This is a genomic window from Virgibacillus sp. W0181 (assembly GCF_051846915.1).
GTDB lineage: Bacteria > Bacillota > Bacilli > Bacillales > Amphibacillaceae > JBPYCR01.
This window is the reverse complement of sequence record NZ_JBPYCR010000006.1, coordinates 104,351-129,335: the sequence shown is the minus strand read 5'-3', so window position 1 is coordinate 129,335 and position 24,985 is coordinate 104,351. Positions and strand designations below refer to the sequence as shown.

Genomic DNA, 24,985 nt, shown 5'->3' with positions numbered 1-24,985 from the left:
ACGAAGGAAGTTATCTTTCGGAATCAACATATCGTAAAGTTCGTCGTGTGCGCTTAATGGTAATGACGGTTGTCGTTCTAACATTGGAAATCCCCACTTTTAAATATAATAAGTCTATTATAAACTAACTTTCCGGATTGTGAGCTATTTTATAAGGACTTTTTCAGCAGCCTCGTCGTAATCACGGTGGAGACTATTAGTTAATCGTACACGTTTCACTCTTCACGCATGGATGAATTGACTACAGACCGTTATACATAATGTACGAAATGCTCGGGAAGTATTAATTTATTGAATGAATAAAAATCTATGCGACGTTTATGGCATATAATAGTCTTTTTGTTCATATAGTAAATATATATGGAAAGGCTATGCTGAAGGGAGGAAAAAGCTTGTCAAATGATCCGGCAGTTTTTAGTTTTGATTTACAGGAGTCCCTTTATTTTGAAAGGGGACAGGAAGTAGCGGAAATGTTGGGTGTTTCACTTGATCCAAACATCTCGATACAACCATTTAATGAGTATGTTTCTATTCGGGGTGTAATCGAGCTTCAAGGTGAATATATTAAACTAGAAGAAATGAATGAAGATGAAGAACAAAGTTTACAGGATGTAGAACGAAATACGATGCGCTTTGTCGAAAAAGTCCAAGATACAGAAGACGGGGATGTTGAATTTTCTCACCGATTTCCAGTCGAAATATCGGTTCCTCTCACTCGAGTAAATGATTTGGACGATATTACTGTTAACATTGACGCTTTTGATTATGAATTACCAAGCAACAACCATTTACTACTCCGATCAACGATAAAAATTTACGGAATTAATGAAGATGAAGCGACCGTTTCCGAGTTGAAGGAAATGTCGTCGGGTAAAATACAGGAAGTAGAAACGCCTGATGAAAAAACAAGTGAAGTTTCAGATAGTGATGAGAGATGGAATGAAGAGAATCAAGCAGAGGCAGACTTTGAGTTTGATATTAAAACAACAGAATCAGTAGATGAAGCTGGTGAAGCAGATGAAAAGGAAGAAGAGACAGAACTAGAGGATAAAACAACGGGCCGTTTTCAATTTAAAAAGACTCAAACGTTACAGCAATTTTTGCATAAAAACACTTCTGAAAACGAGCAGGATACTCACGTATTAGAAGATCTTGCATTTATGGAGGATCAGGATGATGTAAGTGAACAGAGCGATCCCCAACTATATGTTGAAGCACAACCTGTCGTTAACGAGTCGGAGTCAGTTTCAGAGTCGTCAGATGCAGATATTGTAGAAAATCTGGACTATTTATCTGACATGTTTAGAAACGATGAGGAAGATCAATATACAAAAATGCGCTTATGTATTGTTCAGCAAGATGATACGATTGAGACGATCTCTCAAAAGTATGAAATACCCGCATTGCAAATTATTAATAAAAACCGATTATCGGATGCGGATTTGAGTGAGGGTCAATTGCTCTACATCCCTCAGCCGGAAAAGTAAAATGGCAATACCCCTTGCAATTTCAAGGGGTATTTGATTTTAGCGAATTATTCGTAAGGGGAGGTGATATGCCTATGACAGCATTTGAAGAAGCTTGTAGTGCCTATGGAATACGGCTGCAGAATATAACATCAATTACCTCAAACGTATATAAAATCAATGATGGCAGCAGTAATTTTGCGTTAAAGAAAAGCAATTTAAAAAAAGACTCAATAAAAAAATGGGTAGACGTGTTGCATGATGCCAATTTTTATAACTTGACGTCTATACTACCCGTATTTGTATCTAAAAAAGGGAAGTTGTATGTTGAAATAGATCAAGAAATATTTTACCTAACACCATGGATAGAACATTCACAGCAAGCGACAATTCCACAAATATATAGTGTGCTTGGCAAAATCCACCATCATACAAAAAAGATAAACAAAATAGATCTTAACCTTGTCCTTCAACAATTTACCACTTATAAGTCCAATTGTGACGAAATGCACAATAATCTAATTCAACATATCGGTAACTTTGAAAAATCTCATTACATGTCGCCGGTTGAACTGCAAGTATGCACTCATTTTCACAAGATCGACCTTGCCAATAGCAGATTAAAGCAATTCATTGATAAATATATAGATGAAATAACCGAATCAGAAGAATGGTATATCAGTTTATGTCATGGGAATGTAAAGAGAAGTCATTTTATAACCAATGACCATACATATTTAATCAATTGGGAAGAAACTAGCAATGATACAGCAATCATCGATTTAATTGCTTTGTTTAACAATGAAAATTATTTTCATGATGCACCGGTTGAACAATTCAAGCAAGCATTCACCTATTACATGGAACAAAACAAATTATCAATGAGCGAATTATACTTGTTAACTATCCATTTGCTGCATCCTGCGAATTATTTGCTGCACATCGAAAATTATTTGAACGATAAAAGAAAAATTCCTACTGTTGAACAAGTTGAAGCGCTGGAAGTTGCGTATCGCAAGTTATTGTATGGGCTGGATTGGAGTTATTTTGTTGAAAATGAATATGAACAATTAGAATTGGATATTTAGATCCACTCCAAATAAAAGGCGATAAACAGTCCGACTAATAAACCTAGTAAAAATACATCAAACGTTGTTGGAAAGAATAGTGTGCGCAATAACTGAAATATTAATATCGGTAATGTACAACTTTCAATGACAAAAATACAGTGCCGCAACCATAGTGGCAATCGATACCGATAATGTCTTGCCACAACAATCACCTCGCTTTTTAGTTTTGCTTGTTTTTATTGTATGTAAGAACATGGTCTATCTGTGCGTCAATTAGCGTTATATTTGCATTTATTTAAAAAACTGGATAAAATATATTTAATTAAATCATGTGTGATGCAATGATAGGGAATAGTATAAATTAATTATCCAACAGAGAGGGAAACAATGGTGGGAGTTTCCTGGAAAAATTTTTAGAAGTCACCCTTGATGCAGCTTCTTTGAAGTAATAGTAGAAGAATGCCGGTTAAATAGCCGTTATTAGACAATAAGTGTGCAAATAATGTTTTTTAATTTGCAAATAAGGGTGGTAACACGGAAATCAGATCTTTTCGTCCTTTTGATAGGATGAAAAGATTTTTTAATGGACATTTTTAGAGGAGGAATACAGGTATGAATGAAAATAAAGCCTTTCTGCCGCCTAAATATCACCCGGAGACGGTTGAAAAAGGGCGTTATCAATTTTGGGTAAAAGGTAAGTTTTTTGAAGCAACTGGCGATAAAGAGAAAGAGCCTTTTACGATTGTTATCCCACCACCAAATGTAACTGGTCGATTGCACTTGGGACATGCGTGGGATACAACGATGCAGGATACAATAGCCCGAATGAAACGGATGCAAGGTTATGATGTTTTATGGCTTCCAGGAATGGATCATGCAGGTATCGCGACACAGGCGAAGGTAGAAGCAAAATTGAAAGAAAATAATCAAAATAAATATGATCTTGGAAGGGAAAAGTTTTTGGAAACGGCTTGGGAATGGAAAGAGGAATATGCCGACTTTATTCGTAGTCAGTGGGGAAAGTTGGGCCTTGGACTGGATTACTCCCGTGAAAGGTTTACACTAGATGATGGTTTATACAATGCCGTTCAGGACGTTTTTATTCAACTGTATGAAAAAGGATTAATTTACCGCGGAGAGTATATTATTAATTGGGATCCGCAAACACAAACAGCTCTTTCAGATATTGAAGTCATTTATGAAGAAGTGCAAGGAAAATTTTATCATATGCGCTATCCGATCAAAGATAGTGAAGAAACGATTGAAATAGCAACAACACGACCGGAAACGATGTTGGGGGATACAGCAGTAGCTGTTCACCCGGAAGATGAACGGTACAAGCATTTAATTGGAAAGAAAATCGTCTTGCCAATCGTCGGTAGGGAAATAGATATTGTTGCTGATGATTATGTAGATATGGACTTCGGTTCCGGAGCAGTTAAAATCACTCCCGCGCATGATCCGAATGATTTTGAAATCGGTAATCGTCACAACTTAAAGCGTGTACTTATCATGCATGAAGACGGAACGATGAACGAAAATGCGGGCCAATATGAAGGGTTGGATCGTTTTGTATGTCGCAACCAAATTGTGAAAGACTTACAGGATATGGGCATACTATTTAAAATAGAAGATCATGTCCATCAAGTTGGCCATTCAGAGCGGAGTGGAGCGGTCGTTGAACCCTATTTGTCAACACAATGGTTTGTCCATATGCAGCCGCTTGCTGACGCAGCAGTTGAACTGCAAAACGGTGAAGAAAAAGTAAATTTTGTTCCGGAACGTTTTGAAAGAACTTACTTACATTGGATGGAAAATATTCGTGATTGGTGTATATCCCGGCAATTATGGTGGGGACACCGGATTCCAGCATGGTATAATAAAGAAACACAAGAAATTTATGTCGGAAAAGAAGCGCCGGCAGACAGCGAAAATTGGCAACAGGATGAAGATGTACTTGATACGTGGTTTTCCTCTGCGCTTTGGCCATTTTCCACCATGGGCTGGCCAGATGAAGAAGCGGAAGACTTCAAAAGATATTTCCCTACGGATGTACTCGTAACAGGTTATGACATTATCTTCTTCTGGGTAGCACGGATGATCTTCCAATCAAAAGAATTTACCGAAAAACGGCCATTTAAGGATGTACTCATTCATGGACTAATCCGGGACTCGGAAGGAAGAAAAATGAGCAAGTCGCTCGGTAATGGTGTAGACCCGATGGATGTAATTGAGAAGTACGGTGCCGATTCCTTACGCTATTTCTTGTTAACAGGATCTACTCCGGGTCAGGATTTGCGTTTTTACTGGGAAAAAGTAGAGTCCACGTGGAATTTTGCTAATAAAGTTTGGAATGCTTCCCGCTTTTGTTTAATGAACTTGGAAGGATTTACACATAAGGATATTTATTTATCAGGAAACTTGAGCCTTGCCGATAAGTGGATATTAACAAGATTGAATGAAACGATTGAACAAGTAACAAAAAACACGAATAAATATGAGTTTGGCGAAGCAGGGCGATATTTATATAATTTTATTTGGGACGACTTTTGCGATTGGTATATTGAAATGGCAAAACTCCCATTATATGGAGAGAACGAAGCGGATAAGAAGACGACAAGGTCTGTTTTGGCACACGTATTGGATTTTACGATGCGTATGCTTCATCCGTACATGCCATTTATTACAGAAGAGATATGGCAACATCTTCCGCATGAAGGGAAATCAATTACGATTGCTGCATGGCCGGAACCAAATCCTGCATTTCATGACGAACAGGCTGCCAGGGAGATGAAACGATTGGTAGCGATCATTAAATCTGTTCGTAATATTCGCGCCGAAGTCGATACACCAATGTCCAAACAGATTACGTTGCTTATTCAAGCTGAGAATGACGATGTTGTAAAAGAATTGGAAAGCGAACGTGCGTATATAGAAAAATTTTGCAATCCCGATAAGTTAGCAATTGGAACAAACGTTACTGTTCCGGAAAAGGCGATGTCGGCAGTCGTGACTGGTGCTGAAGTTTTCCTTCCTTTAGAAGGGTTAATCGATTTCGACAAGGAAATTGAACGCTTGGAAAAAGAACTTGAAAAATGGTCAAAAGAAGTTGAACGTGTACAAAAGAAATTGGCCAATGAAGGGTTTGTAAAAAAGGCACCTGAAAAAGTTGTTGAAGAAGAAAAACTAAAAGAAAAAGATTACTTGGATAAACAGAAAAAAGTGCAGCTGCGATTAAACGAATTGAAAAGTGAATAAATGAAAAGCGGAAATCTAATAGGTTTCCGCTCTATTTTTTAAAAAGGTCAGAAAGCATAAAGTTTTGTGCGTAGCTGTCTAGCTTAGGCGTGATTTTATATGTGTCACGTATTTTCCTAACAAATTAATATCGCTAACAGCACTTAAAATTCTCGAACCAACAACATCTTCTATTTCATTGAAAAGCAGTTCCTCATTTTGTCCAATTAAAAAATCAATCCCGACAAGATCAAAGTCGAAATGGTCAACTATCCTCTGTATCATAATGCGGTCTTCCGTACGCAAATCATACCAAACTGCAGCACCGCCAAGCTTATAATTGGCTCGAAAATCACGATCGTTTATTCTTAAAACAGCGCCGATAATTTCCTTTCCCACAACAAAAACGCGTACATCCTGACCAAGTTTAACGTTACATGCTTGTACAATAACTTCTTTCGCCTGCATCGAATTAAGGCAGCTATACCATGTTTTGTCACCTGTAATGTAGTGTACTTGCTTCCCACCTCTACCTGTTGCATCCTTTACGACAAAGGGGTATGGCAGAGGTGGAGTTTGTTGGTTGTTTCCATTCGTTAGAAAAAACGTGTCCACCATGGGGATATTCAATTTCCTTGCTTCATGATACGTCCACGATTTATGATTCGTAAGAAGAGCAATGTCGCAGGAGTTGAAAACATGAACCTTAAGCTCCGATAGATACATTTGTATGAATGGTTCAATGGTTCTTACGACAGCAAACTCCGGCAGTTCGATAGGTTTGTTATTATACATCAATAGTCGATTTTGTTTAACAAAAGCAAATGTCAATTCTTCTCGTAGTATTAACGTTAGAGATATGTTTTGCAATTTTGCTTCATGTATAAACCAATCAATATATGACTTGTTTTCGAGTGCATCTTTCTCAGTATAAATAAGCCACCCGTTATAATCCATACTTCTTACCTTCCTTCAGTAGGTCCAAAATATGATGAATGATAAAATCAGCTACATTGATATTCGTACAGTCATACATATTACGGATATGTGCGTTGGAATTTACTTCACAAACAATCGGAACATTATCTTTACCAATTAACAAATCTATACCGGCAAAATCTGCATCTATTGCTTTTGTTGCATCTACTGCTAATTGCTTCTCCGCAGTAGTTGGTTGATACGCCTTCATTGTCCCCCCTGTAGTTACATTAGCTCTGAAGTCGTTGAGTGAGGTGCGTTTCATGGCTGCGACGACTTCATCGCCAACAACCTGAAGGCGTAAATCCGTTCCATAACTGGAATCAATAAATTCCTGAAACATGTAAGGTTTTCCTTGTAACGCCACTGCTTTTTCATACAAATCTAATTTATTATGTATTAAATATACTTGTTCCCCAAATGAACCGAATGCTTCTTTTACAATCATCGGAAATCCAAACGTTTTTATCGCAAAATCGATCATTTGCGGGTCAACTCGGTTAGTCGCGTAATACGTCTTTGGTGCAATAATGGTACTAGGAACAGGTAGCCCATTTTTGACAAGTGCTTGATAAGTTGCGATCTTATCATCACTTGTGGCGATTGTTTCCGACGAATTAAAGACCGGGATACCCATCAACTCCAATTGTTTGGCAAGGTATATGTCTTTGTCTGCAAATACGATATAGTCCGGAAAGGCATAGTTATCCTGTTGTAATATTTGTAACTCGTTATTCATCAAAAAGGAGTGTAACTGATTGTTTTTAAGTATGATTGTTTCACTATCTTTTCTCCATGCAGCTTCTTGAATCCATTCTGCAAAATCGCGGAATTTATCCCCTTGTAATTGCCCGTTGTAAATAATCCATCCTTGTAATGTCACTTTTTGTATTCCTTTCTACACAAGTGGGTATGATTAAAACATTCAGCCCGCAGCACGTACTGCTATATTTTCATTATTAAAAGAATGTAATAAGTTGTACTTGTCTATTTTATTGCTACGACATTTTTCATCCTGCTATACTAATTTTAATGGTTCTTGCTTCTTTTACAAAGAAAAGTGGTGTAATTATGTTTAAAGAATTTTCACAAGTTGAACGTTTTTTTACTTCCAGGCAATTGTTTGGTATAAAACCTGGTCTGGAACGCATGAATGATCTTTTACAGTTAGTCGGAAATCCCGAAAGAAAGATAAACGCTGTTCATGTTGCCGGCACAAATGGCAAAGGATCCACAATTCAGTTTATAAAGCATGCACTTCGAAAGAATGGATATAATGTTGGTGTTTTTACTTCGCCAAGTTTTACCGGCATTCGCGGCCATCTATTTATGAATGAGTCGGAGATAAGTTCAGATGAACTTTTAAGAACGATGAATGTCATCTATCCGGCCATTCAAAAATTGGATAATGAACAAAGACACCCTACTGAATTTGAAATACTTACCGTGGTCGCTTTTATATACTTTGAAAAATTTTCTGATATAGCAATCATCGAATCCGGTATGGGTGGTCGCTACGACACGACGAACTGTATTGATCCAATATTATCCGTCATCACAAATGTCGAATTAGACCACACAGCTTTTTTAGGCGATACAATTGAAGCAATCACACTTCATAAAGCAGGTATTATAAAAAGCAATCGTCCAGTAGTTGTTGGTTCTATTCATGCAATTGCGATGGAAGTGGTTTTAGATGAAGCCACAAGTAAAAGCGCGAAATTGTATAGGCCTGGTAGACAATTTACTTATAAGCTACTTGTACCGGATAATAATGGTCAAACCTTTCGTTGGCAAGGAGAAAAGAATTTTAATGTCCATATTCAGCTGGCCGGTGAACATCAAATCCATAACGCATCGATAGCACTAATGGCTTTAACAATATTGGAGAAGTCTGGTTATTCCATCATGTGGAATAAAGCTTTGGAAGGAATAAGTGAAACAATCATACCGGGCAGATTTGAAGTAATCCATAAAAAGCCAATGATTATCGTGGATGGTGCACATAATCCTGCAGGTGTTGATGCCTTTTTGCAAACTGTTTTGTCTCGTCCAAATGAAAAGAGGAAGCTAGTTTTTGCTGCGTATAAAGATAAAGACATACAAACGATGATATTTAAATTCAAAAAAGTTTTTCCGACGATTATCGGCACAACCTTTGATCATTCACGGGCTGCCGGTATATCTGAATTTACTGGGGAAGATATTATTGTACGGGCAGATTGGAAATCATTAATGGATGAAATATGTGAACATGATGATGGAACGATATATTATATTGCTGGCTCATTACATTTTATATCTATCGTTAGGCAGTATTTACTTCAATCTTCAATATAAAAAAAAGCGCAATTACTGTAGAACGATTTAATAGATTGCTGACAAAATATTACTTACTTTTTATATCAATTATGCTAGATTTAAAATCATACTATTCTAGCAAAGTTGGTGGAGCAAATGAATAAACGTCCAAACAAATCAAATGATAAGCATGAGTCAGAAAACGGAAAAATCAAAAATGAAGGTTCTATTCCTGTTATATCGAGTCTGGATGATCACGAAATTAATAAAAAAGGAAAAAGTACGAAACGCTCAGGAAAACGTCTGAAGCCATTTATTATTGCAAGTCTTTCTGCCGTAGCTATTGGGATTGTTTTAGGCAGTATTATGCTTAATTTATTTACTTCGATTGAAAATGGGGACGATCAAAAAACATTGAGTACTAGTTCTTCTCAAACGAATGAATCTGATATTGGAAATAATGAAGGTCCAGATGAAACAACGGAAACTATCATTGAATCAATGAACGCCTATGTTGTGCAAGGCGGAGTATTTAAGGAAAAAGAAAACGCTGAAGAATGGCTGAATACATTTAAAAATGCAGGGCATGATGCAATAATTTGGAATAAAGCAGATGGGTATTACTTAATGGCAGGGGTAGCGGCAACAAAAGAAATTGCGAATGAAAAAGTCCGAGCAATAAAAGAAAGTGAATTGGATGCATTTTCCAAGCAATGGTCAACAGAACCAGTTAAATCGGAGTTAAGTGAAGAAGAAAAGGAATGGTTCACGCAATTCCAGGAAAAATGGAATCTGACTTTGGAGACATCAGGCGAGCAACAAAAACAGGCCATTCTTGATTGGCAAAAACTATTGGAAGATGAATCAATTAATAAGGATTCTTATAAACCGCTACAAACTAAAACGAATGATTTTCTTCAAAAGTCCGGACAAATGAGTGATGCTGAAATACGTTTTTCTCTTTTGGAAATATGGAAACTTTTTGATGAAGCATTAGATCGTTAGATGATCCGCAAAATGCCAATCTTTACTTGAAATAAGTCACATAATTTTATTTTTATTAGGAGATTTATCAAATATACTGTACAGGAACATTTTCATCATGCGTAATTATCAATTGGTTCAAAAGTATTTAACTCGATAAAATAATGATAAGTTAAATACAAGGAGGACTTTTTGATGAAAGTATCGCCTATTATGATTAAAAATGTACCGAAGGAAGACCGTCCTCGTGAACGGCTTATAACACTTGGGTCCAGCCATCTATCAAATCAAGAATTGCTAGCAATTTTATTGGGAAACGGAACGAAACAGGAGTCAGTCATGGATCTGTCCCATCGCGTTTTAATGCATTTTGAAGGGTTAAAACTTTTAAATGACGCAACGATTGAGGAGTTAACAGCAATAAAAGGGATTGGCCCCGCAAAAGGTGTCGTTATTCTAGCTGCCATTGAGCTTGGTCGGAGGATGCACCAGTATAAGCCTGATGACAGTTATATTATACGCTCCCCCGAGGACGGGGCTGATTATGTGATGGAAGAAATGAGGAACTTGAATCAAGAGCATTTTGTCGTTCTTTTTCTGAATACTAAAAATCAGATTATGCACAGGCAAACGATTTTTATTGGCAGCCTAAATGCTTCGATTGTCCATCCCCGCGAAATCTTTCGTGAAGCCGTAAAACGATCAGCGGCTTCCATTATTTGCGCACACAACCATCCATCTGGAGATCCAGCCCCATCCCAAGAAGATATACATGTAACAAAACGACTTGTACAAGCAGGTAAAATGATGGGAATTGAACTTCTCGATCATTTAATTATTGGAAACAATAAGTTTGTTTCCTTAAAGGAAAAAGGTTATATATGAGGATGAATCAACTTTCGACTCACTTGAATGAACGGAAATTGCATCGCAATCAATGAAGAATCATAGCTATTAAAACAATATCTGAATGGGTTTATCATTGCGTTTTTTAAAAAACAAATGATAACCCTATCTATTTTATCCTTTTTTTCGTATAATTGAATAGATGTAAAAGATGGCGCCATTTCAAATTAAATAATGAAAGTGGCGCTTTTGTTCCACATAAATAGCGTGCATATTTACTGAAATGATCTATTTGGTTTATTTTTGCACACTTTCAGGAATAACAAAAATTCTTTTATAAACTGTACAATCGTAAACAATGCAATTTTTAAAGGAAATAGCTTTAAAATATATCTTCAATTTATTCGTTTCCAAGCTGGAATGATCTGTGCGGGAACCGATATGAATAGAAGGTTTTCGATCGCCTTTCCATTATCACGCATTAATAGGCTGTAAATACCCCCGCCTCTATGCGTGAAAAAGTTAAACGTGAAGGTGGGGGAAGGATACAGACTAAAACCGTCACATCGTGTGACAACGTCTGTATGACCCGCTTCCTGCGGGCCTAAATCCCCGATTCTGTTCGGGCCACAGGATGTAGGTCACAAAGGCGTTGCGATAGGACGTCGCGAATTTAGCCTTTGTTCATTTTATCAGTAGGGGAGGAAAGAAAATCCATACTGAATGAAGTTTCACTTTATGGTGGTTAAGTAAAGTTTTTCCTCAATCGTTCGATTCGTATGATATGTTTGTACGGACATATACTATATGTTCGTCACAGTCTTGTTTATACATCATAGACTTGTCAAAGGGAAAGGGAGATTTTTTTGTCAAAATTCAGTTTTTCACAAGATTTGGGAATAGATTTGGGTACATCAAATACACTTGTATTTATGAAAAATAAAGGGGTTGTTGTAAGAGAACCTTCTGTCGTAGCTAAAAATATCGAAACAGGTGAAATTGAAGCAGTCGGAAGTACGGCCAGAAACATGATTGGCCGAACACCTGGAAGTATTTCTGTTCTTCGGCCGATGAAGGATGGAGTAATTGCCGACTATGATACAACGGCGGTTATGTTAAAATATTATATGAAACGAGCAAGCAGAAAGCGATCCATGCTTGCCGGAAAGCCGAATGTAATTATTTGTGTTCCATCTGGCATAACGAAGGTGGAGGAGCGAGCTGTTATCGATGCCGCAAAACAAGCCGGAGCCAAGAATGCATTTCCTGTAGCTGAACCTTTTGCAGCAGCAATAGGAGCGGGACTGCCTGTATGGGAACCGACTGGCAGTATGATTGTAGATATCGGTGGTGGCACAACAGAAGTGGCTGTTATCTCCCTTGGCGGCATTGTTACAAGTAAATCTATACGTGTAGCAGGAAATAGCATGGACGAAGCAATTTCACAATATATTAAAAAACAGTATAACCTTGCGATTGGTGAACGGACAGCGGAATCGATTAAAATGGAGATTGGAACAGCTGGAGAGGTAAGTGAACAGTCCGAAATGGAAATACGAGGACGAGATTTATTATCCGGATTACCACAAACAATTTCCATTACTGCCGTTGAAATCGCCGGTGCATTAAATGAATGTGTAGAAGCGATTGTTGAAGCAGTGAAAAATACATTGGAAAAAACACCTCCTGAATTATCTGCAGATGTAATGGATCGTGGCATCGTGCTTTCAGGCGGAGGTGCATTATTAAAGAATCTCGATCAGGTAATTAGCAATAAAACGGAAATGCCCGTCTTTGTAACGGAAAACCCATTAGATAGTGTGGCAGTTGGAACTGGAATGTCGCTTGAGTATATTAAACAGTTCAGTTCGCATCCGAATATTTCTTCACAAGCCACATTAGGCGATTAAGTAGGTGCTTGAATGTCCTTTTTTCAAAAAAAGCGATTGTTTTTATTATTAATAGGTATGATTGTATTAGTCGTGTTAATCGGGTATTCATTGACGAACAGATCTCAACTAACAGCGCCGGAACAATTTGTAATGGATACTGTAGGTTGGGCACAAAATACAATTCAGACTCCCGTTAAGTATGTAACAGGTATTTTTTCTAATATTAGTGAATTAAAAAACACGTTTAACGAAAACCAGTTGTTAAAAAGTAAATTGTCCGAATATAAAAGTCTCGTATATGACGTGCAGGAACTGAAAGAAGAAAATGAACAATTGCGAGAAACCCTTAATAAAACTGATTCGATTAATCAGTATGATACCATTCAGGCAACCGTTATTTCTAGATCACCGGAGAGGTGGATTGAACAAATAACGATTAATAAAGGTACAGCACACGGTGTGGATACAAATATGGCGGTAATCACTGCTGAAGGAATGATCGGTAAGGTACAGGCTGTTTCCAATTCTGCATCAACCGTTCAATTGCTAACTGGTTTTGATCAGTTTAATCGAATTTCGGCAACAATTTCCCGTGACGGAAAAGATATTTTCGGATTGATTGAAGAATATGATAAAGAAACGGAATCCCTATTATTTAAGATCATTGAAGAATCGGATAAAGACCTTGAAAAAGACGAACTCGTCGTATCATCCGGTTTAGGAGGCTTATTTCCGGCCGGGTTGCCGATCGGGACGGTAAAAGATGTTATACCCGATCAATACGGGCTGACGAGAACGGCTTTAATTAAACCGGCGGCAGACATGTACGATATTAATCATGTTATTGTCGTAAATCGCGAAGTATCGGGAGAGGATGCTATTCAGGAGCTAGAGGAGGATGAGGAGTAATGAAGCAATTGTACTTTTTCCTTTTCCTTTTTTTCCTGTTAGTATTTGAAGGGGTAGCGTTTGAGCTGCTGCCATCCAACTTGGTTGTGGGCCATTTGCTAATTATTCCACACTGGATTGTCATTTTTTTATTTCTATTAGCAATTTTTTATGATGGGGATACAACCTCTTATTCTGTGATCTATGGAATTATTTTTGGATTGTTAATAGATATTGTATATACAAGTGTTCTAGGTGTTTATATGTTTGCTTACCCTGTTACCGTATATATTATAAAAGAGCTTAAAAACTTATTTCATACGAACTTTCTTGTTGTATTTCTATTAGGGACGATTGGGTTGATTTTTGCAGATACAATGATTCATATCGTATACAGTGCAGCAAACATAACAGATATGAATTTAATAAACTATTTAAGTAACCGTCTCCTACCTACCGTTTTAGCAAATGTTATATTTTTGATTGTGATGTATCCGATATTTAAAAACAGATTTATAAAATGGAAAAAAGAGCAAGTAGATAAAGGAGCTACTTTTTAAGTACTAATTAATTAAGGATTCAACTTAACGGATGTCGCTTTGTAATAGAATGAGGTGAACTTATCGTGCTTGACAATAAACAAAAAATAACGATCAAAGGAACAAGAGATGGGCTCACATTGTTCATTGACGATACATGTTCTTTTGAAGAAGCTATTGATGAATTAGATGAAAAGATTAAGGCGAGTCAACCGACGAAAGAGGAGCCTGTTGTATCGGTTACTGTCAAACTTGGTTATCGGTATTTACATAAAGAACAAAAGGAACGATTGCATCATTTAATCGGAAGAGATAATCGACTTACAATTGAAAGCTTTGATTCAGATGTTATTTTGAAGAAAGAAGCTTTACAATGGAAAGAAGAAAGTGAAACGAAAGTAATAACTCAAGTTGTAAGATCAGGACAAATACTTCAAATAACAGGTGATCTTTTCCTTATTGGCGATGTAAATCCAGGTGGACACGTGACTGCTACGGGAAACATCTATATACTTGGGAATTTGAGAGGAATTGCTCATGCTGGGGTTAATGGTGATCAGGAAGCTGTTATCGCCGCCTCCTACATGAAACCTACGCAATTGCGGATTTCTGATTACGTCAGTAGAGCACCTGATTATGAGACTGATGGTGTATATATGGAATGTGGGTTTATCGATCATAAACAAGACAAAATTATTATAGATCGTTTACAAGTTCTTTCACATATGCGGAATAAGCTAAGCACGTTTGAAAGGAGATTTCTTAATGGGTGAAGCAATCGTAATTACATCAGGTAAAGGCGGAGTTGGAAAAACAACGACCACCGCAAATATCGGAACAGCTTTAGCGTTAATGGGCAAAAAAGTATGTTTGATTGACACAGATATTGGTTTAAGAAATTTAGATGTTATCATGGGTCTGGAAAACCGGATTATATATGACATTGTTGATGTTATTGAAGAACGTTGTAAGCTAAAACAGGCGCTAATCTCCGATAAAAGATTTGATTTTCTTTCTTTGTTACCGGCAGCACAAACGAGCGATAAATCGGCTGTTACAACAGAAGGAATGGAAAAAATCGTTGCTGAATTAAAACAAGATTATGACTATATTATTATCGATTGTCCAGCAGGTATTGAGCAAGGCTTTCAAAATGCAGTAACCGGAGCAGATCAAGCGATTGTAGTAACAACACCTGAGAAATCAAGTGTCCGTGATGCTGATCGTATTATTGGGTTATTGGAACAATACAATATGGAACGGCCACGTCTTATTATAAATCGAATCCGAAATCAGATGATGAAGGATGGCAGCATGCTTGCAGTTGATGATATTGTACAAATACTTTCCATTGATTTAATTGGTATCGTTGTGGACGATGATCAGGTCATTGCTGCTTCCAATCAAGGCGAGCCAATTGCCTTCCAACCGAACACGAAAGCATCAATTGCTTATCGAAACATTGCACGAAGAATTCTTGGAGAAACAGTACCTTTACAGTCTTTAGAAGATGAAGCTGGTTTATTTAAAAAAGTGAAGAAATTTTTCGGTATGCGAACATAGTAGTTTAGGTTCAAATAGAGTAAAATGCTCGAAGGTCAAAAAGACTTACTTTTTGAAAAACCTTTAATAGAATAATATAGGAATTATCTTTCAGGCGATAGAATTCTACTTCTATTGCCTGATTTTTTTTATGTAAATAGAGGATAAACACATAACTTGTCCTTCATATTCATACAATGATAGAAATGTTGAACAAGGGTTGTGAGAAAATGGATAGAGGAGTAAAAAAAGTACGAGAAAAAATAAAACATCGAAAAAAATTGCGGCATTTACCTGCGGATAGTAAAACACGTAAACAAATTTATCCAGCGATCCTACAGGACGAAGAAAAACATGGCTATTATCCAAATGCCATTGAACAAGATCTTCATAGAAATGACAGCAAATTGTTTTCGGGTCTTCTTATTAAAGGCGTATTTTCTATTGCTTTGTTTATTGGGACTGCTTGGATTTTAGAATCCAAAACGGATTATCTTGATCAGCCGAAACAATGGACCCAGTATGCATTTACAGAAGAATTTCCTTTTGCCAAGGTCAATCAATGGTACAATACAACCTTTGGCTCACCGTTATCATTTACACCAACTGAAAAAGAGGAAATATTAACATCAGATCAAGTGGCAATGCCGGTAAATGGCCGTTTGGAACAAACTTTTCAAACAAATGGTACAGGCATTATGATTTCACCGGAAGAAACAACACAAGTTTCTTCGATTAGAGAAGGTGTCGTTATTTTTGCCGGCAATGACCGAGAAAAGGGAAAGACGATTGTTGTGCAGCATCCAGATAATAGTCAATCAACTTATGGATCGTTAAGCTCAATTTATGTTTATCTTTACCAATTCATCGACAAAGATCAGGCTATTGGAGCATTTCAGCCAACAGAAGAGAATAAAGCTGTTTATTTTTCAATAGAAAAAGACAGCGAATATATTGATCCAATTCAGGTGATCCCAGTTGACGATTCACAATAGCATTTTCCCGCGCATTCATTTACATCCGATATTGTATATCTTCATTTTAATTTCTTTTGTTACCGGTACGTTTGTCGAATTATTTATCATTTTATTTATTGTTTTTTTTCATGAGTTGGGGCATTATACGATGGCTCGTATATTTAAATGGCGGATTCGCAATATTACATTATGGGTATTTGGTGGTGTTATGAATGTAGAAGAACATGCAAACAAGCCATTAAACGAAGAATTTTTCGTAACGATTGCCGGTCCAATGCAACATCTTATTATCTTTATCTTTTTAATACCTTTATCATATAGTCAAATTTTACCCGAGCAGGTTATACAATTAGTGTATTACTATAATTCAATTATTCTATTATTTAATTTACTCCCCATATGGCCATTGGACGGAGGGAAGCTTCTTTTTTTCAGTTTGTCTTCTTTTCATCCGTTTCGTAAGGCATATTACTTCATTATTGGATTTTCGATGGTGATCACTCTAACTTTAATTATTTACCAATTATTTATATTCAGCTTTACATTGAGTTCTTTTTTTATTATGATTTTTTTATTGATGGAAAATCGTACGGAATGGAAACATCGATATTATGTTTTTATTCGTTTCTTATTGCACCGTTATGAAGGTAAAGGAGCGATAAAAGGGGTTGTCCCGCTTTCTGTAAAAAACAATGCATCGCTAATGGACGTTTTTTCGTTGTTCAGACGGGATAAGAAGCATCCAATTTATGTCCATTTTTCAGAACACAACCGTGCGGTAATCGATGAGAGTGAGTGTTTGCACTTATATTTCAATGATGGAAAATATAATAGAACGATCGGTGAACTTGTAAATAAGTCGGATTGAACGCCTTCGTTTTATAGGAGACTTCAGGCGAGTTTGTCTTGACACTTGATTGTACCTATGGTAACATTATTTTGTTCTTATTGTAGCACCAAGCTACAACCGCACAGATCAGGTTTAAACTTTCAAAGTACCTGTATGGCGAGTCTGAGTATATTAGGAGGTGCAATGAAGTATGTACGCAATTATTGAAACAGGTGGCAAGCAAGTAAAGGTTGAAGAAGGACAAGAAATCTATATTGAAAAAGTAAATGCTGAAACTGATGAAACAGTAACTTTCGATAAAGTTCTTTTCGTAGGTGGAGACGATGTAAAAGTTGGAACTCCATTTGTTGAAGGAGCATCTGTTACTGCTAAGGTTGAAAAGCAAGGTCGTCAGAAAAAAATTAGAGTATATAAATATAAGCGCAGAAAAAATTACCATCGTACACAAGGTCATCGTCAACCGTACACGAAATTGGTAATTAATAAGATTAACGCTTAAGGAAATCACATGATTAAAGTTACCATTTTTCGTAAAGGAAACAAAATTCATGGATTTCAATTGGAAGGCCATGCAGGAAGTGGTCCTTATGGATATGACCTTGTATGTGCCGGTGTCTCTGCTGTATCATTTGGGGCAGTGAACGCTGTTATGGAACTATGTAATATGGAGCTTCAAATTGAACAAGAACAGGACGGTGGTTTTTTGAAAGCGACCGTGCCTGATGGGATACAAATAGAACAAAGAGACCAGGTGAGTTTTTTACTGGAAGCAATGCTTATCTCTTTGCAAACAATCGAACGGGACTATAAGCAATTTATTAAAATTTTATAGGGAGGTGCATGTACATGTTGCATTTGGACTTACAATTTTTTGCACAGAAAAAAGGTGCCGGAAGTACGAGAAACGGACGGGACTCCCATTCCAAAAGATTAGGTGCAAAACGTGCAGACGGTCAGTTTGTAACCGGCGGGTCAATCTTGTACCGTCAAAGAGGGACAAAAATTTATCCTGGTGAAAATGTTGGCCGTGGAGGCGATGATACGCTTTTCGCCAAAGTTGACGGGGTAGTTAAATTTGAACGTTTTGGTCGTGACCGTAAAAAAGTTAGTATTTATCCAGTACCAGTTACACAAGAAGCTTAATGGTAGAAACTCCAATCTTTACGGTTGGAGTTTTTATAATTTATTAGAAACCTAACTGTGTTTAAGCTATTATAGAAATAATCCCTCTTCGGATACATATTAATTATTCCGCCTATTTGCTATTATAAAATAGGGGGGTAAAAATTGAATGAAAAGAAGTTTATGCAATTTCTACAAAATTATAGACATGATATTTTAAACGAACTACAAATTGTTCATGGTTATGCTAGTATGGGGAATTTAGAGAAAGTAGAGAATAAAGTTAGCCAGATGATCGCTTCTTTTCACAATGAACGCAAATTAATCAGTTTGCATGCACCAAAACTTGCATTATGGGTAATTGAATTTAATCATAGGCATGAGAACATACGAATAACATATGACATGCATACGGAGAATATTAACCTAGAACAGATAGATGACTCGTTGGTCTATTTTTGTGACCAGTTTGTTAAATTATTAACAAAATATTGTAACAGCGAGGAATACTATGAAGGCAACTTGGAATTACATAAACGTCCTGATGAACAAATAATTGAACTGCATCTTTCTTTTCAGGGCAACATGCTTCAAATTGCTGAGTTAAAAGAGAATTTAATAATGACCGACCAAGCATATGAGATTGTGGAAACGAATTCTGGTGTTCGATGCAGTATTGCAGTTTCTTTTCAATGAAAGAGGTGAATGGTAATGTTTGTTGATCAAGTAACCGTATTTGTAAAAGCAGGAGACGGTGGGAATGGCCTTGTCGCTTTTAGACGTGAAAAATATGTACCAAAAGGAGGGCCTGCCGGCGGTGATGGCGGAAATGGCGGGGACATTATATTTGAAGTTGATGAAGGCTTAAACACACTAATGGATTTCCGTTATAATCGGCATTTTAAGGCAAAACGTGGAGAAAACGGGATGAGTAAAGGAAAACATGGAAAAAATGCAGAACCGCTCATTGTATCCGTACCTCCGGGGACTACGGTTTATGATAAAGAATCAGGAGCGATTATTGCCGATCTAACGACGAATAAACAAAGCGCAGTTATTGTTAAAGGTGGTCGAGGCGGTCGGGGAAACGTACGATTCGCAACTCCTAAAAATCCAGCTCCAAATATTGCGGAAAACGGAGAACCAGGACAGGAAAATGATATAACAGTTGAACTGAAAGTAATTGCTGATGTTGGTCTTGTTGGATTTCCAAGTGTAGGAAAGTCTACGTTGCTTTCTGTTATTAGTGCGGCCAAACCAAAAATTGCAGATTACCATTTTACGACATTGGCTCCGAACTTAGGTGTAGTAGCTACAGAAGATCAACGAAGTTTTGTTATGGCTGATTTACCTGGATTAATTGAAGGTGCTCATGAAGGTATTGGTCTAGGTCACCGTTTTTTACGTCATGTTGAACGAACAAGATTAATCGTCCATGTTATCGATATGGCACGCACGGAAGGTAGAGATCCATATGATGACTATACAAAAATTAACACAGAGCTTGCTAAATATGATGAAGAACTGCTTGAAAGACCACAAATTATTATAGCAAACAAAATGGACATGCCCGGAGCAAGTGATCATTTACAACAATTTAAAGAACAGTTGACCGATCAACTGCCTGTATTTCCTATATCCGCACTTACGAAAAGTGGATTAAAAGAAGTACTGTTCGCTATTGCTGATAAACTGCAAACAATTCCGAAAACAGAACAACCACACGATGATAAAGTGCACTATCGCTTCGAACAACAGAAAGAGCAATTTACTATTCATCGTGAATCCGATGGTACATTCGTTTTATCAGGTGAAAAAATTGAACGTCTTTTCAAAATGACTGACTTTACTACGGATGAGTCCGTACAACGCTTTTCCCGACAAATAAGGAAAATGGGTGTAGATGATGCATTGCGCAAACGAGGCGCATTGGATGGAGACATCGTTCGATTACTTGATTTTGAATTCGAATTTATTGAATGATAAAACTGTATGTTAAAACGAGGGATTGTAATGAGTGATAAGGAAAAGTTTTATTTAGTACGACATGATGTATTACCGGAAGCGATGAAAAAAACGATAGAAATAAAAGAGCTGCTTGAACATGGGCAGGATATGACGATATATAAAGCGGTACAAGAAGTTGGATTGTCAAGAAGTGCATACTACAAATATAGAGATTCAGTTTATCCCTTTAAAGCAATGGTGAAAGAAAAAATCATCACTTTGTTTTTTCATATTGAAGATCGAACCGGCACGTTATCTAAATTGTTAAAAATTGCAGCTGAAATGGGATGTAACGTATTGACGATTCACCAAACAATCCCAATACAAGGAAAGGCGAACGTTACCTTATCTTTGGATATAGCGCGTATTGAAGGAAGTATAAGTGACCTCATTCACAATCTTCAACAATTGGATTTTGTCGAACGGGTAGATATGTTAAGCTCCGGGGTATAACGAGGAGGAAGTATTTTTGAAAAATAGAATTGGCTATTTAGGCCCAAAAGGTACATTTACTAAAATTGCAGTAGACAAAGCATTTAATGGAGAAAATAAACAAGGTTTTACAACCATTCCGGAGTGTATTGACGCAGTAGCTGCAAATGATGTTGAGATCGGCGTCGTACCTATGGAAAATTCGATTGAAGGTACAGTTCACTTAACAATTGATTATCTTGTTCATCAAGTAAGATTGCCGATTGTCGCTGAAATTATCGTTCCAATACAACATCACTTACTCGTAAATCCGTCTTTTTCGGGTGCATTGACGGAAATTGAATCTGTACATTCACACAGCCAGGCAATTGCACAATGTCATCAATTTCTCCACCAATATACGCCAAACGCATCCATCGCTTATGAAACATCCACTGGAAAAGCAGCGGAAGTAGTAAGTGACTCAGAGAAAGCAAATGCCGCGATCGGAAATAGACTGGCCGCCGAGGAATACGGACTGAAAATTCTAAAAGAAAACATACATGACTATCCTAACAACCATACTCGATTCGCTGTCTTGGCAAAGGATAGAAGCAAGGTGAAAGTGAATCACGAAATACAAACGGAAAAGACCAGCCTCTTAATTACTTTACCAAGTGATCAGGCAGGGGTTTTGCATCAGGTTTTATCAGCTTTCGCCTGGAGAAAAATGAATTTATCAAAGATTGAATCAAGACCAATGAAAACAGGGTTGGGAAAATATTTCTTTATTATTGATGTAAATGAACCTTTTGATGATGTGTTGTTTCCTGGAGTTAAAGGTGAATTGGAAGCACTCGGATGCCAGGTAACAGTACTTGGTACTTATCCTGTATATCAAATGAATTTTTAACTCGATCGCCCTGTCCATTATTGCGTGATCTTAACACGTCAAAAAATTTAATTATTGTATAATAACCTAGAATAAAAAAACGCATTTGTCTGAACAGGCAATTGCGTTTTTTATTCTTAAATGCTCTGAAACAAGGTTGGAGCTCCACTCAGTCAATATAAATTTTATGTTTATAATTGTACTATCCGTACTGCTAATATTTTAAAATGAATTCATTTATAAAGTTTTCAACTATTTTTTTCAACTTTTGCAAAATGAATGCATATGTTGATATAGAGTATTAGCCTAGTTTCTTAAACGATAGAAAGGAGATTGATCCGTTTGAAGATACACATTGTGCAAAAGGGTGATACATTGTGGGAAATTTCAAAGGAATACGGGGTTGATTTTGAAGAGTTAAAACAGACGAATAGTCATATATCAAGCCCGGATATGATTATGCCTGGTATGAAAATAAAAATACCGAGTTCTACAAAGCAAGTGAAAAAAGAAATGGGGAAAGCACCGGTCAAAAAAGAAGAAAAGAAAATGGAAATGAAACCAAAGCCATTCATTAAAGAAGACGACAATGCAAAACCAAAAGAAGTAAAGCCTACTCTTCCAATGCAGCCGATGTCCACTATGGAGCAGAACGTCCACCAGCACATGACCTTTAATTATCCAGAAGAACCAAAAAAAGAGGAAACGATGAACGATCAAATGCAAATGAACCAGGAAAAGGAGCAATATTCATCTCCACAGAAGGAACAAGTGCCGGCTTACCACCAACCGATGCCAATGCAGCCGATGTGCTGTCATATGATTCATCCATGTTGTTGTAAACCAATGCATTTTAATCAAATGCACATGATGCCCTTGCATGCTCCGGGACAACATATGGGCGGGAACTGCTCCGAACCTTACCCAATGCCAGGGCCTCAAATGATGCAAGGGGCAAGCGGGATGCATCCTGGTGCCAATTTGTACCCGGCAATGGATATGCCCGGACAAATGAATGAAATGGGAGTCGCAGAAATACCGCAACAAAACATGCAGCATAATCATTCAATGGACTACATGAATATGATGAACATGGGCAATCATTCAATGGAAAATCCAAATATGTCGAACATAGGAAATTATCCAATGGGATACCCGAATGTGACGAACATCAATCAACCGATGGGAAACCCGAATGCGATGAATATGGAAAATAAACAAATGGAGTCATATCCATCCTATAATCAGCAATACCGAACCAATCCAACGCCACCAAATTTTTATAGCAGCATAAATCAACCGGATGATTTATAAGAGGATAAAGAGTAAAAGAGACGTTATTTGTCTCTTTTCTTTTTTTAAAGGTAAGAAACCACCATGGCTCGCCTTGAGCGAGCCACCATCTATCATGAAAATGAATTGTTAATCTTGATTGGGAGTATACCTTTATTATTTATGGCAATACAGTTAATAACAATACGACCAGATCGAAAATACAATGGTGGATCCTCAAAAGGGATTACCCCGCGTAAGAAACTGGTTGTGGCAGTATAGAAGCACCATCTATTGTGACTTGATCACGTATACAAAAGTTTTGCAAGAAAACTACTGTCATTTGTATTGTTAATTTGATGATGAGGTGATTCTCCCGTGGAAGCAATGATTGAAAGATGTGCAGGTTTGGATGTGCACCAGGAAACAGTGGTCGCTTGTGTCTTATATGGTCCCTTAGACAAACGACCAAAAAAGTCCATCGAATCTTTTTCAACATCCACAAAAGGTTTATTAAAACTAAATGATTGGTTGACATCGATGAAAGTAACGGATGTCGTGATGGAAAGTACGGGTGTTTATTGGAAACCGGTGTGGAATATTCTCGAAAATCACTTTCGGCCTGTGCTTGCCAATGCCAAACACGTAAAAAATGTCCCGGGGAGGAAAACGGATGTTAAAGATGCTGAGTGGTTAGCCAAACTATTACGAAGCGGGCTCATTGAAGGCAGCTTTGTCCCACCAGAAGATATTCGGGATTTACGGGACCTTACCCGTTACCGCAAAAAGCTGGTTAATAACCGTACAGCTGAACAGAATCGTATCCATAAAATTCTTCAGGATGCCAACATCAAACTTACTTCCGTTCTATCTAATATTTTTGGTAAATCGGGGCGTAAAATATTAGAGGCCATTATAAATGGTGAAAAAATCGAAGTGAAGGAACTTCAAAAAATGGTGCATAAGCGTGTAAAGGCCAGTCTAACAGACATAGCGGAATCCATCAATGGTCGAATTCGCCGTCATCATCGGGATATGCTTCGCTATCATTGGGAACACATGATATACCTGGAGAAAACATTGAGAAACTTGGAAGAACAAATCGACCAATGTTTAGAACCCTATCGGAAAGAAGTAGAGAATCTTGATACCATTCCTGGTGTAAACAAGGATTCAGCCGCTGTATTTGTTGCCGAGATGGGTGTTGATATGTCCGTCTTCGATAATTGTCCCAAACGTGCTGCGTCGTGGGTAGGTGTAAGTCCAGGGAATAATGAAAGTGCCGGAAAAAAAAAGAACACGAAAGTGCCAAAAGGAAATAAGGCGTTAAAAACCACGGCAATAGAATGTGTATTAGGAACATCGAGACAGCATAATCGAATAACCGCACATCGAAAAAGAATAGCAAAACGACAAGGAAAGAAAAAAGCAAATATGGCTTCGGCTCATTTGCTTATAACGATTGCTTTCAATATTTTAAAGACAGGAGAACCTTATCATGAACTGGGACCAAATTATGTACAACAGCACCATAAAAATAAAGAATTAAAAATGATTGAGTATTTAAAGAGGAAAGGGTACAGTATCTCATCATCAGATCAACAAACTGCTTAATAAATATTGTATGATTGTTTATTTAAGCCCTTCAAAAAAATATAATAATGAAGGGCCAAGTTTAGAATTGCCTTTTGTAGGAAGTGTTTTCATACAA

25 protein-coding genes and 2 other annotated features are annotated in these 24,985 nt (G+C 37.3%); of the genes, 22 read left to right on the top strand and 3 right to left on the bottom strand.

Annotated features, from left to right (window positions below):
• The first annotated feature begins 392 nt into the window (after positions 1–392).
• Positions 393–1,487, top strand: coding sequence for a stage VI sporulation protein D (spoVID, locus tag ACLIBG_RS04475; protein WP_439311521.1), 1,095 nt, complete (start codon positions 393–395; stop codon positions 1,485–1,487).
• Between the two features lie 74 nt (positions 1,488–1,561).
• Positions 1,562–2,554 (top strand): hypothetical protein, encoded by a 993-nt coding sequence (locus ACLIBG_RS04470; RefSeq protein ID WP_439311520.1) that lies wholly within the window; start codon positions 1,562–1,564, stop codon positions 2,552–2,554.
• Here ACLIBG_RS04470 and ACLIBG_RS04465 read toward each other — a convergent pair.
• Entirely contained in the window at positions 2,551–2,739 is a 189-nt protein-coding gene (locus ACLIBG_RS04465) for a hypothetical protein (protein ID WP_439311519.1), read from the bottom strand. The genes ACLIBG_RS04470 and ACLIBG_RS04465 overlap by 4 nt on opposite strands.
• 129 nt (positions 2,740–2,868) lie before the next feature.
• Positions 2,869–3,098, top strand: a binding site (T-box leader).
• Between the two features lie 50 nt (positions 3,099–3,148).
• On the opposite strand from ACLIBG_RS04465, the gene ACLIBG_RS04460 reads away from it, so the two are divergent.
• Positions 3,149–5,794: a valine--tRNA ligase gene (locus ACLIBG_RS04460; protein WP_439311518.1), complete on the top strand. Its 2,646-nt coding sequence runs from the start codon at positions 3,149–3,151 to the stop codon at positions 5,792–5,794.
• Positions 5,795–5,872: 78 nt separating this feature from the next.
• Here the strand turns inward: ACLIBG_RS04460 and ACLIBG_RS04455 are convergent, their stop codons facing one another.
• Together ACLIBG_RS04455 and ACLIBG_RS04450 are read right to left on the bottom strand one after the other, a co-directional pair.
• Positions 5,873–6,730, bottom strand: a complete 858-nt coding sequence (locus ACLIBG_RS04455; protein WP_439311517.1) for an ATP-grasp domain-containing protein — start codon at positions 6,728–6,730, stop codon at positions 5,873–5,875.
• Positions 6,720–7,634: an ATP-grasp domain-containing protein gene (locus tag ACLIBG_RS04450; RefSeq protein WP_439311516.1), complete on the bottom strand. Its 915-nt coding sequence runs from the start codon at positions 7,632–7,634 to the stop codon at positions 6,720–6,722. Before ACLIBG_RS04450 ends, ACLIBG_RS04455 begins: the two co-directional genes overlap by 11 nt.
• 188 nt (positions 7,635–7,822) lie before the next feature.
• On the opposite strand from ACLIBG_RS04450, the gene ACLIBG_RS04445 reads away from it, so the two are divergent.
• The 19 genes from ACLIBG_RS04445 (at position 7,823) to ACLIBG_RS04355 (ending at position 24,888) form a co-directional block, all read left to right on the top strand.
• Positions 7,823–9,091 carry a bifunctional folylpolyglutamate synthase/dihydrofolate synthase gene (locus tag ACLIBG_RS04445; RefSeq protein ID WP_439311515.1) on the top strand — a complete coding sequence of 423 codons (1,269 nt, stop codon included), beginning with the start codon at positions 7,823–7,825 and terminating at the stop codon, positions 9,089–9,091.
• A gap of 117 nt (positions 9,092–9,208) precedes the next feature.
• Positions 9,209–10,057 carry a hypothetical protein gene (locus ACLIBG_RS04440; protein ID WP_439311514.1) on the top strand — a complete coding sequence of 283 codons (849 nt, stop codon included), beginning with the start codon at positions 9,209–9,211 and terminating at the stop codon, positions 10,055–10,057.
• 174 nt (positions 10,058–10,231) lie between these two features.
• The gene (gene radC / locus ACLIBG_RS04435; protein WP_439311513.1) at positions 10,232–10,921 is read left to right on the top strand and encodes a RadC family protein; all 690 of its coding nucleotides are present in this window, start codon (positions 10,232–10,234) and stop codon (positions 10,919–10,921) included.
• An 827-nt stretch (positions 10,922–11,748) separates the two neighbouring features.
• On the top strand, positions 11,749–12,792 hold the full coding sequence (locus ACLIBG_RS04430; protein ID WP_439311512.1) for a rod shape-determining protein: 1,044 nt from the start codon (positions 11,749–11,751) through the stop codon (positions 12,790–12,792).
• A 12-nt stretch (positions 12,793–12,804) separates the two neighbouring features.
• Positions 12,805–13,683, top strand: coding sequence for a rod shape-determining protein MreC (gene mreC, locus ACLIBG_RS04425; protein WP_439311511.1), 879 nt, complete (start codon positions 12,805–12,807; stop codon positions 13,681–13,683).
• Positions 13,683–14,222 carry a rod shape-determining protein MreD gene (gene mreD, locus ACLIBG_RS04420; RefSeq protein ID WP_439311510.1) on the top strand — a complete coding sequence of 180 codons (540 nt, stop codon included), beginning with the start codon at positions 13,683–13,685 and terminating at the stop codon, positions 14,220–14,222. The genes mreC and mreD overlap by 1 nt, the downstream gene beginning before the upstream one ends.
• 65 nt (positions 14,223–14,287) lie before the next feature.
• Positions 14,288–14,974 carry a septum site-determining protein MinC gene (gene minC / locus ACLIBG_RS04415; RefSeq protein WP_439311509.1) on the top strand — a complete coding sequence of 229 codons (687 nt, stop codon included), beginning with the start codon at positions 14,288–14,290 and terminating at the stop codon, positions 14,972–14,974.
• Positions 14,967–15,764, top strand: coding sequence for a septum site-determining protein MinD (minD, locus tag ACLIBG_RS04410; protein ID WP_439311508.1), 798 nt, complete (start codon positions 14,967–14,969; stop codon positions 15,762–15,764). Before minC ends, minD begins: the two co-directional genes overlap by 8 nt.
• 209 nt (positions 15,765–15,973) lie before the next feature.
• Positions 15,974–16,738 (top strand): peptidoglycan DD-metalloendopeptidase family protein, encoded by a 765-nt coding sequence (locus ACLIBG_RS04405; protein ID WP_439311507.1) that lies wholly within the window; start codon positions 15,974–15,976, stop codon positions 16,736–16,738.
• Positions 16,722–17,588 carry a M50 family metallopeptidase gene (locus ACLIBG_RS04400; protein WP_439311506.1) on the top strand — a complete coding sequence of 289 codons (867 nt, stop codon included), beginning with the start codon at positions 16,722–16,724 and terminating at the stop codon, positions 17,586–17,588. The genes ACLIBG_RS04405 and ACLIBG_RS04400 overlap by 17 nt, the downstream gene beginning before the upstream one ends.
• A gap of 87 nt (positions 17,589–17,675) precedes the next feature.
• Positions 17,676–17,744, top strand: a sequence feature (ribosomal protein L21 leader region).
• Between the two features lie 16 nt (positions 17,745–17,760).
• Complete coding sequence (gene rplU, locus ACLIBG_RS04395) at positions 17,761–18,069, top strand: 50S ribosomal protein L21 (protein WP_439311505.1); 309 nt, start codon at positions 17,761–17,763, stop codon at positions 18,067–18,069.
• A gap of 9 nt (positions 18,070–18,078) precedes the next feature.
• Positions 18,079–18,402, top strand: coding sequence for a ribosomal-processing cysteine protease Prp (locus tag ACLIBG_RS04390; RefSeq protein ID WP_439311504.1), 324 nt, complete (start codon positions 18,079–18,081; stop codon positions 18,400–18,402).
• 14 nt (positions 18,403–18,416) lie between these two features.
• Positions 18,417–18,713 carry a 50S ribosomal protein L27 gene (gene rpmA / locus ACLIBG_RS04385; RefSeq protein ID WP_439311503.1) on the top strand — a complete coding sequence of 99 codons (297 nt, stop codon included), beginning with the start codon at positions 18,417–18,419 and terminating at the stop codon, positions 18,711–18,713.
• Positions 18,714–18,857: 144 nt separating this feature from the next.
• Entirely contained in the window at positions 18,858–19,388 is a 531-nt protein-coding gene (locus ACLIBG_RS04380; RefSeq protein ID WP_439311502.1) for a Spo0B domain-containing protein, read from the top strand.
• A gap of 15 nt (positions 19,389–19,403) precedes the next feature.
• Positions 19,404–20,675: a GTPase ObgE gene (gene obgE / locus ACLIBG_RS04375; RefSeq protein WP_439311501.1), complete on the top strand. Its 1,272-nt coding sequence runs from the start codon at positions 19,404–19,406 to the stop codon at positions 20,673–20,675.
• A 30-nt stretch (positions 20,676–20,705) separates the two neighbouring features.
• The gene (locus tag ACLIBG_RS04370) at positions 20,706–21,152 is read left to right on the top strand and encodes an ACT domain-containing protein (RefSeq protein WP_439311500.1); all 447 of its coding nucleotides are present in this window, start codon (positions 20,706–20,708) and stop codon (positions 21,150–21,152) included.
• Positions 21,153–21,168: 16 nt separating this feature from the next.
• Complete coding sequence (gene pheA / locus ACLIBG_RS04365; RefSeq protein ID WP_439311499.1) at positions 21,169–22,023, top strand: prephenate dehydratase; 855 nt, start codon at positions 21,169–21,171, stop codon at positions 22,021–22,023.
• 321 nt (positions 22,024–22,344) lie between these two features.
• Entirely contained in the window at positions 22,345–23,316 is a 972-nt protein-coding gene (safA, locus tag ACLIBG_RS04360; protein WP_439311498.1) for a SafA/ExsA family spore coat assembly protein, read from the top strand.
• A 345-nt stretch (positions 23,317–23,661) separates the two neighbouring features.
• Positions 23,662–24,888 (top strand): IS110 family transposase, encoded by a 1,227-nt coding sequence (locus tag ACLIBG_RS04355; RefSeq protein ID WP_439311526.1) that lies wholly within the window; start codon positions 23,662–23,664, stop codon positions 24,886–24,888.
• The last annotated feature ends 97 nt before the right edge of the window (positions 24,889–24,985 follow it).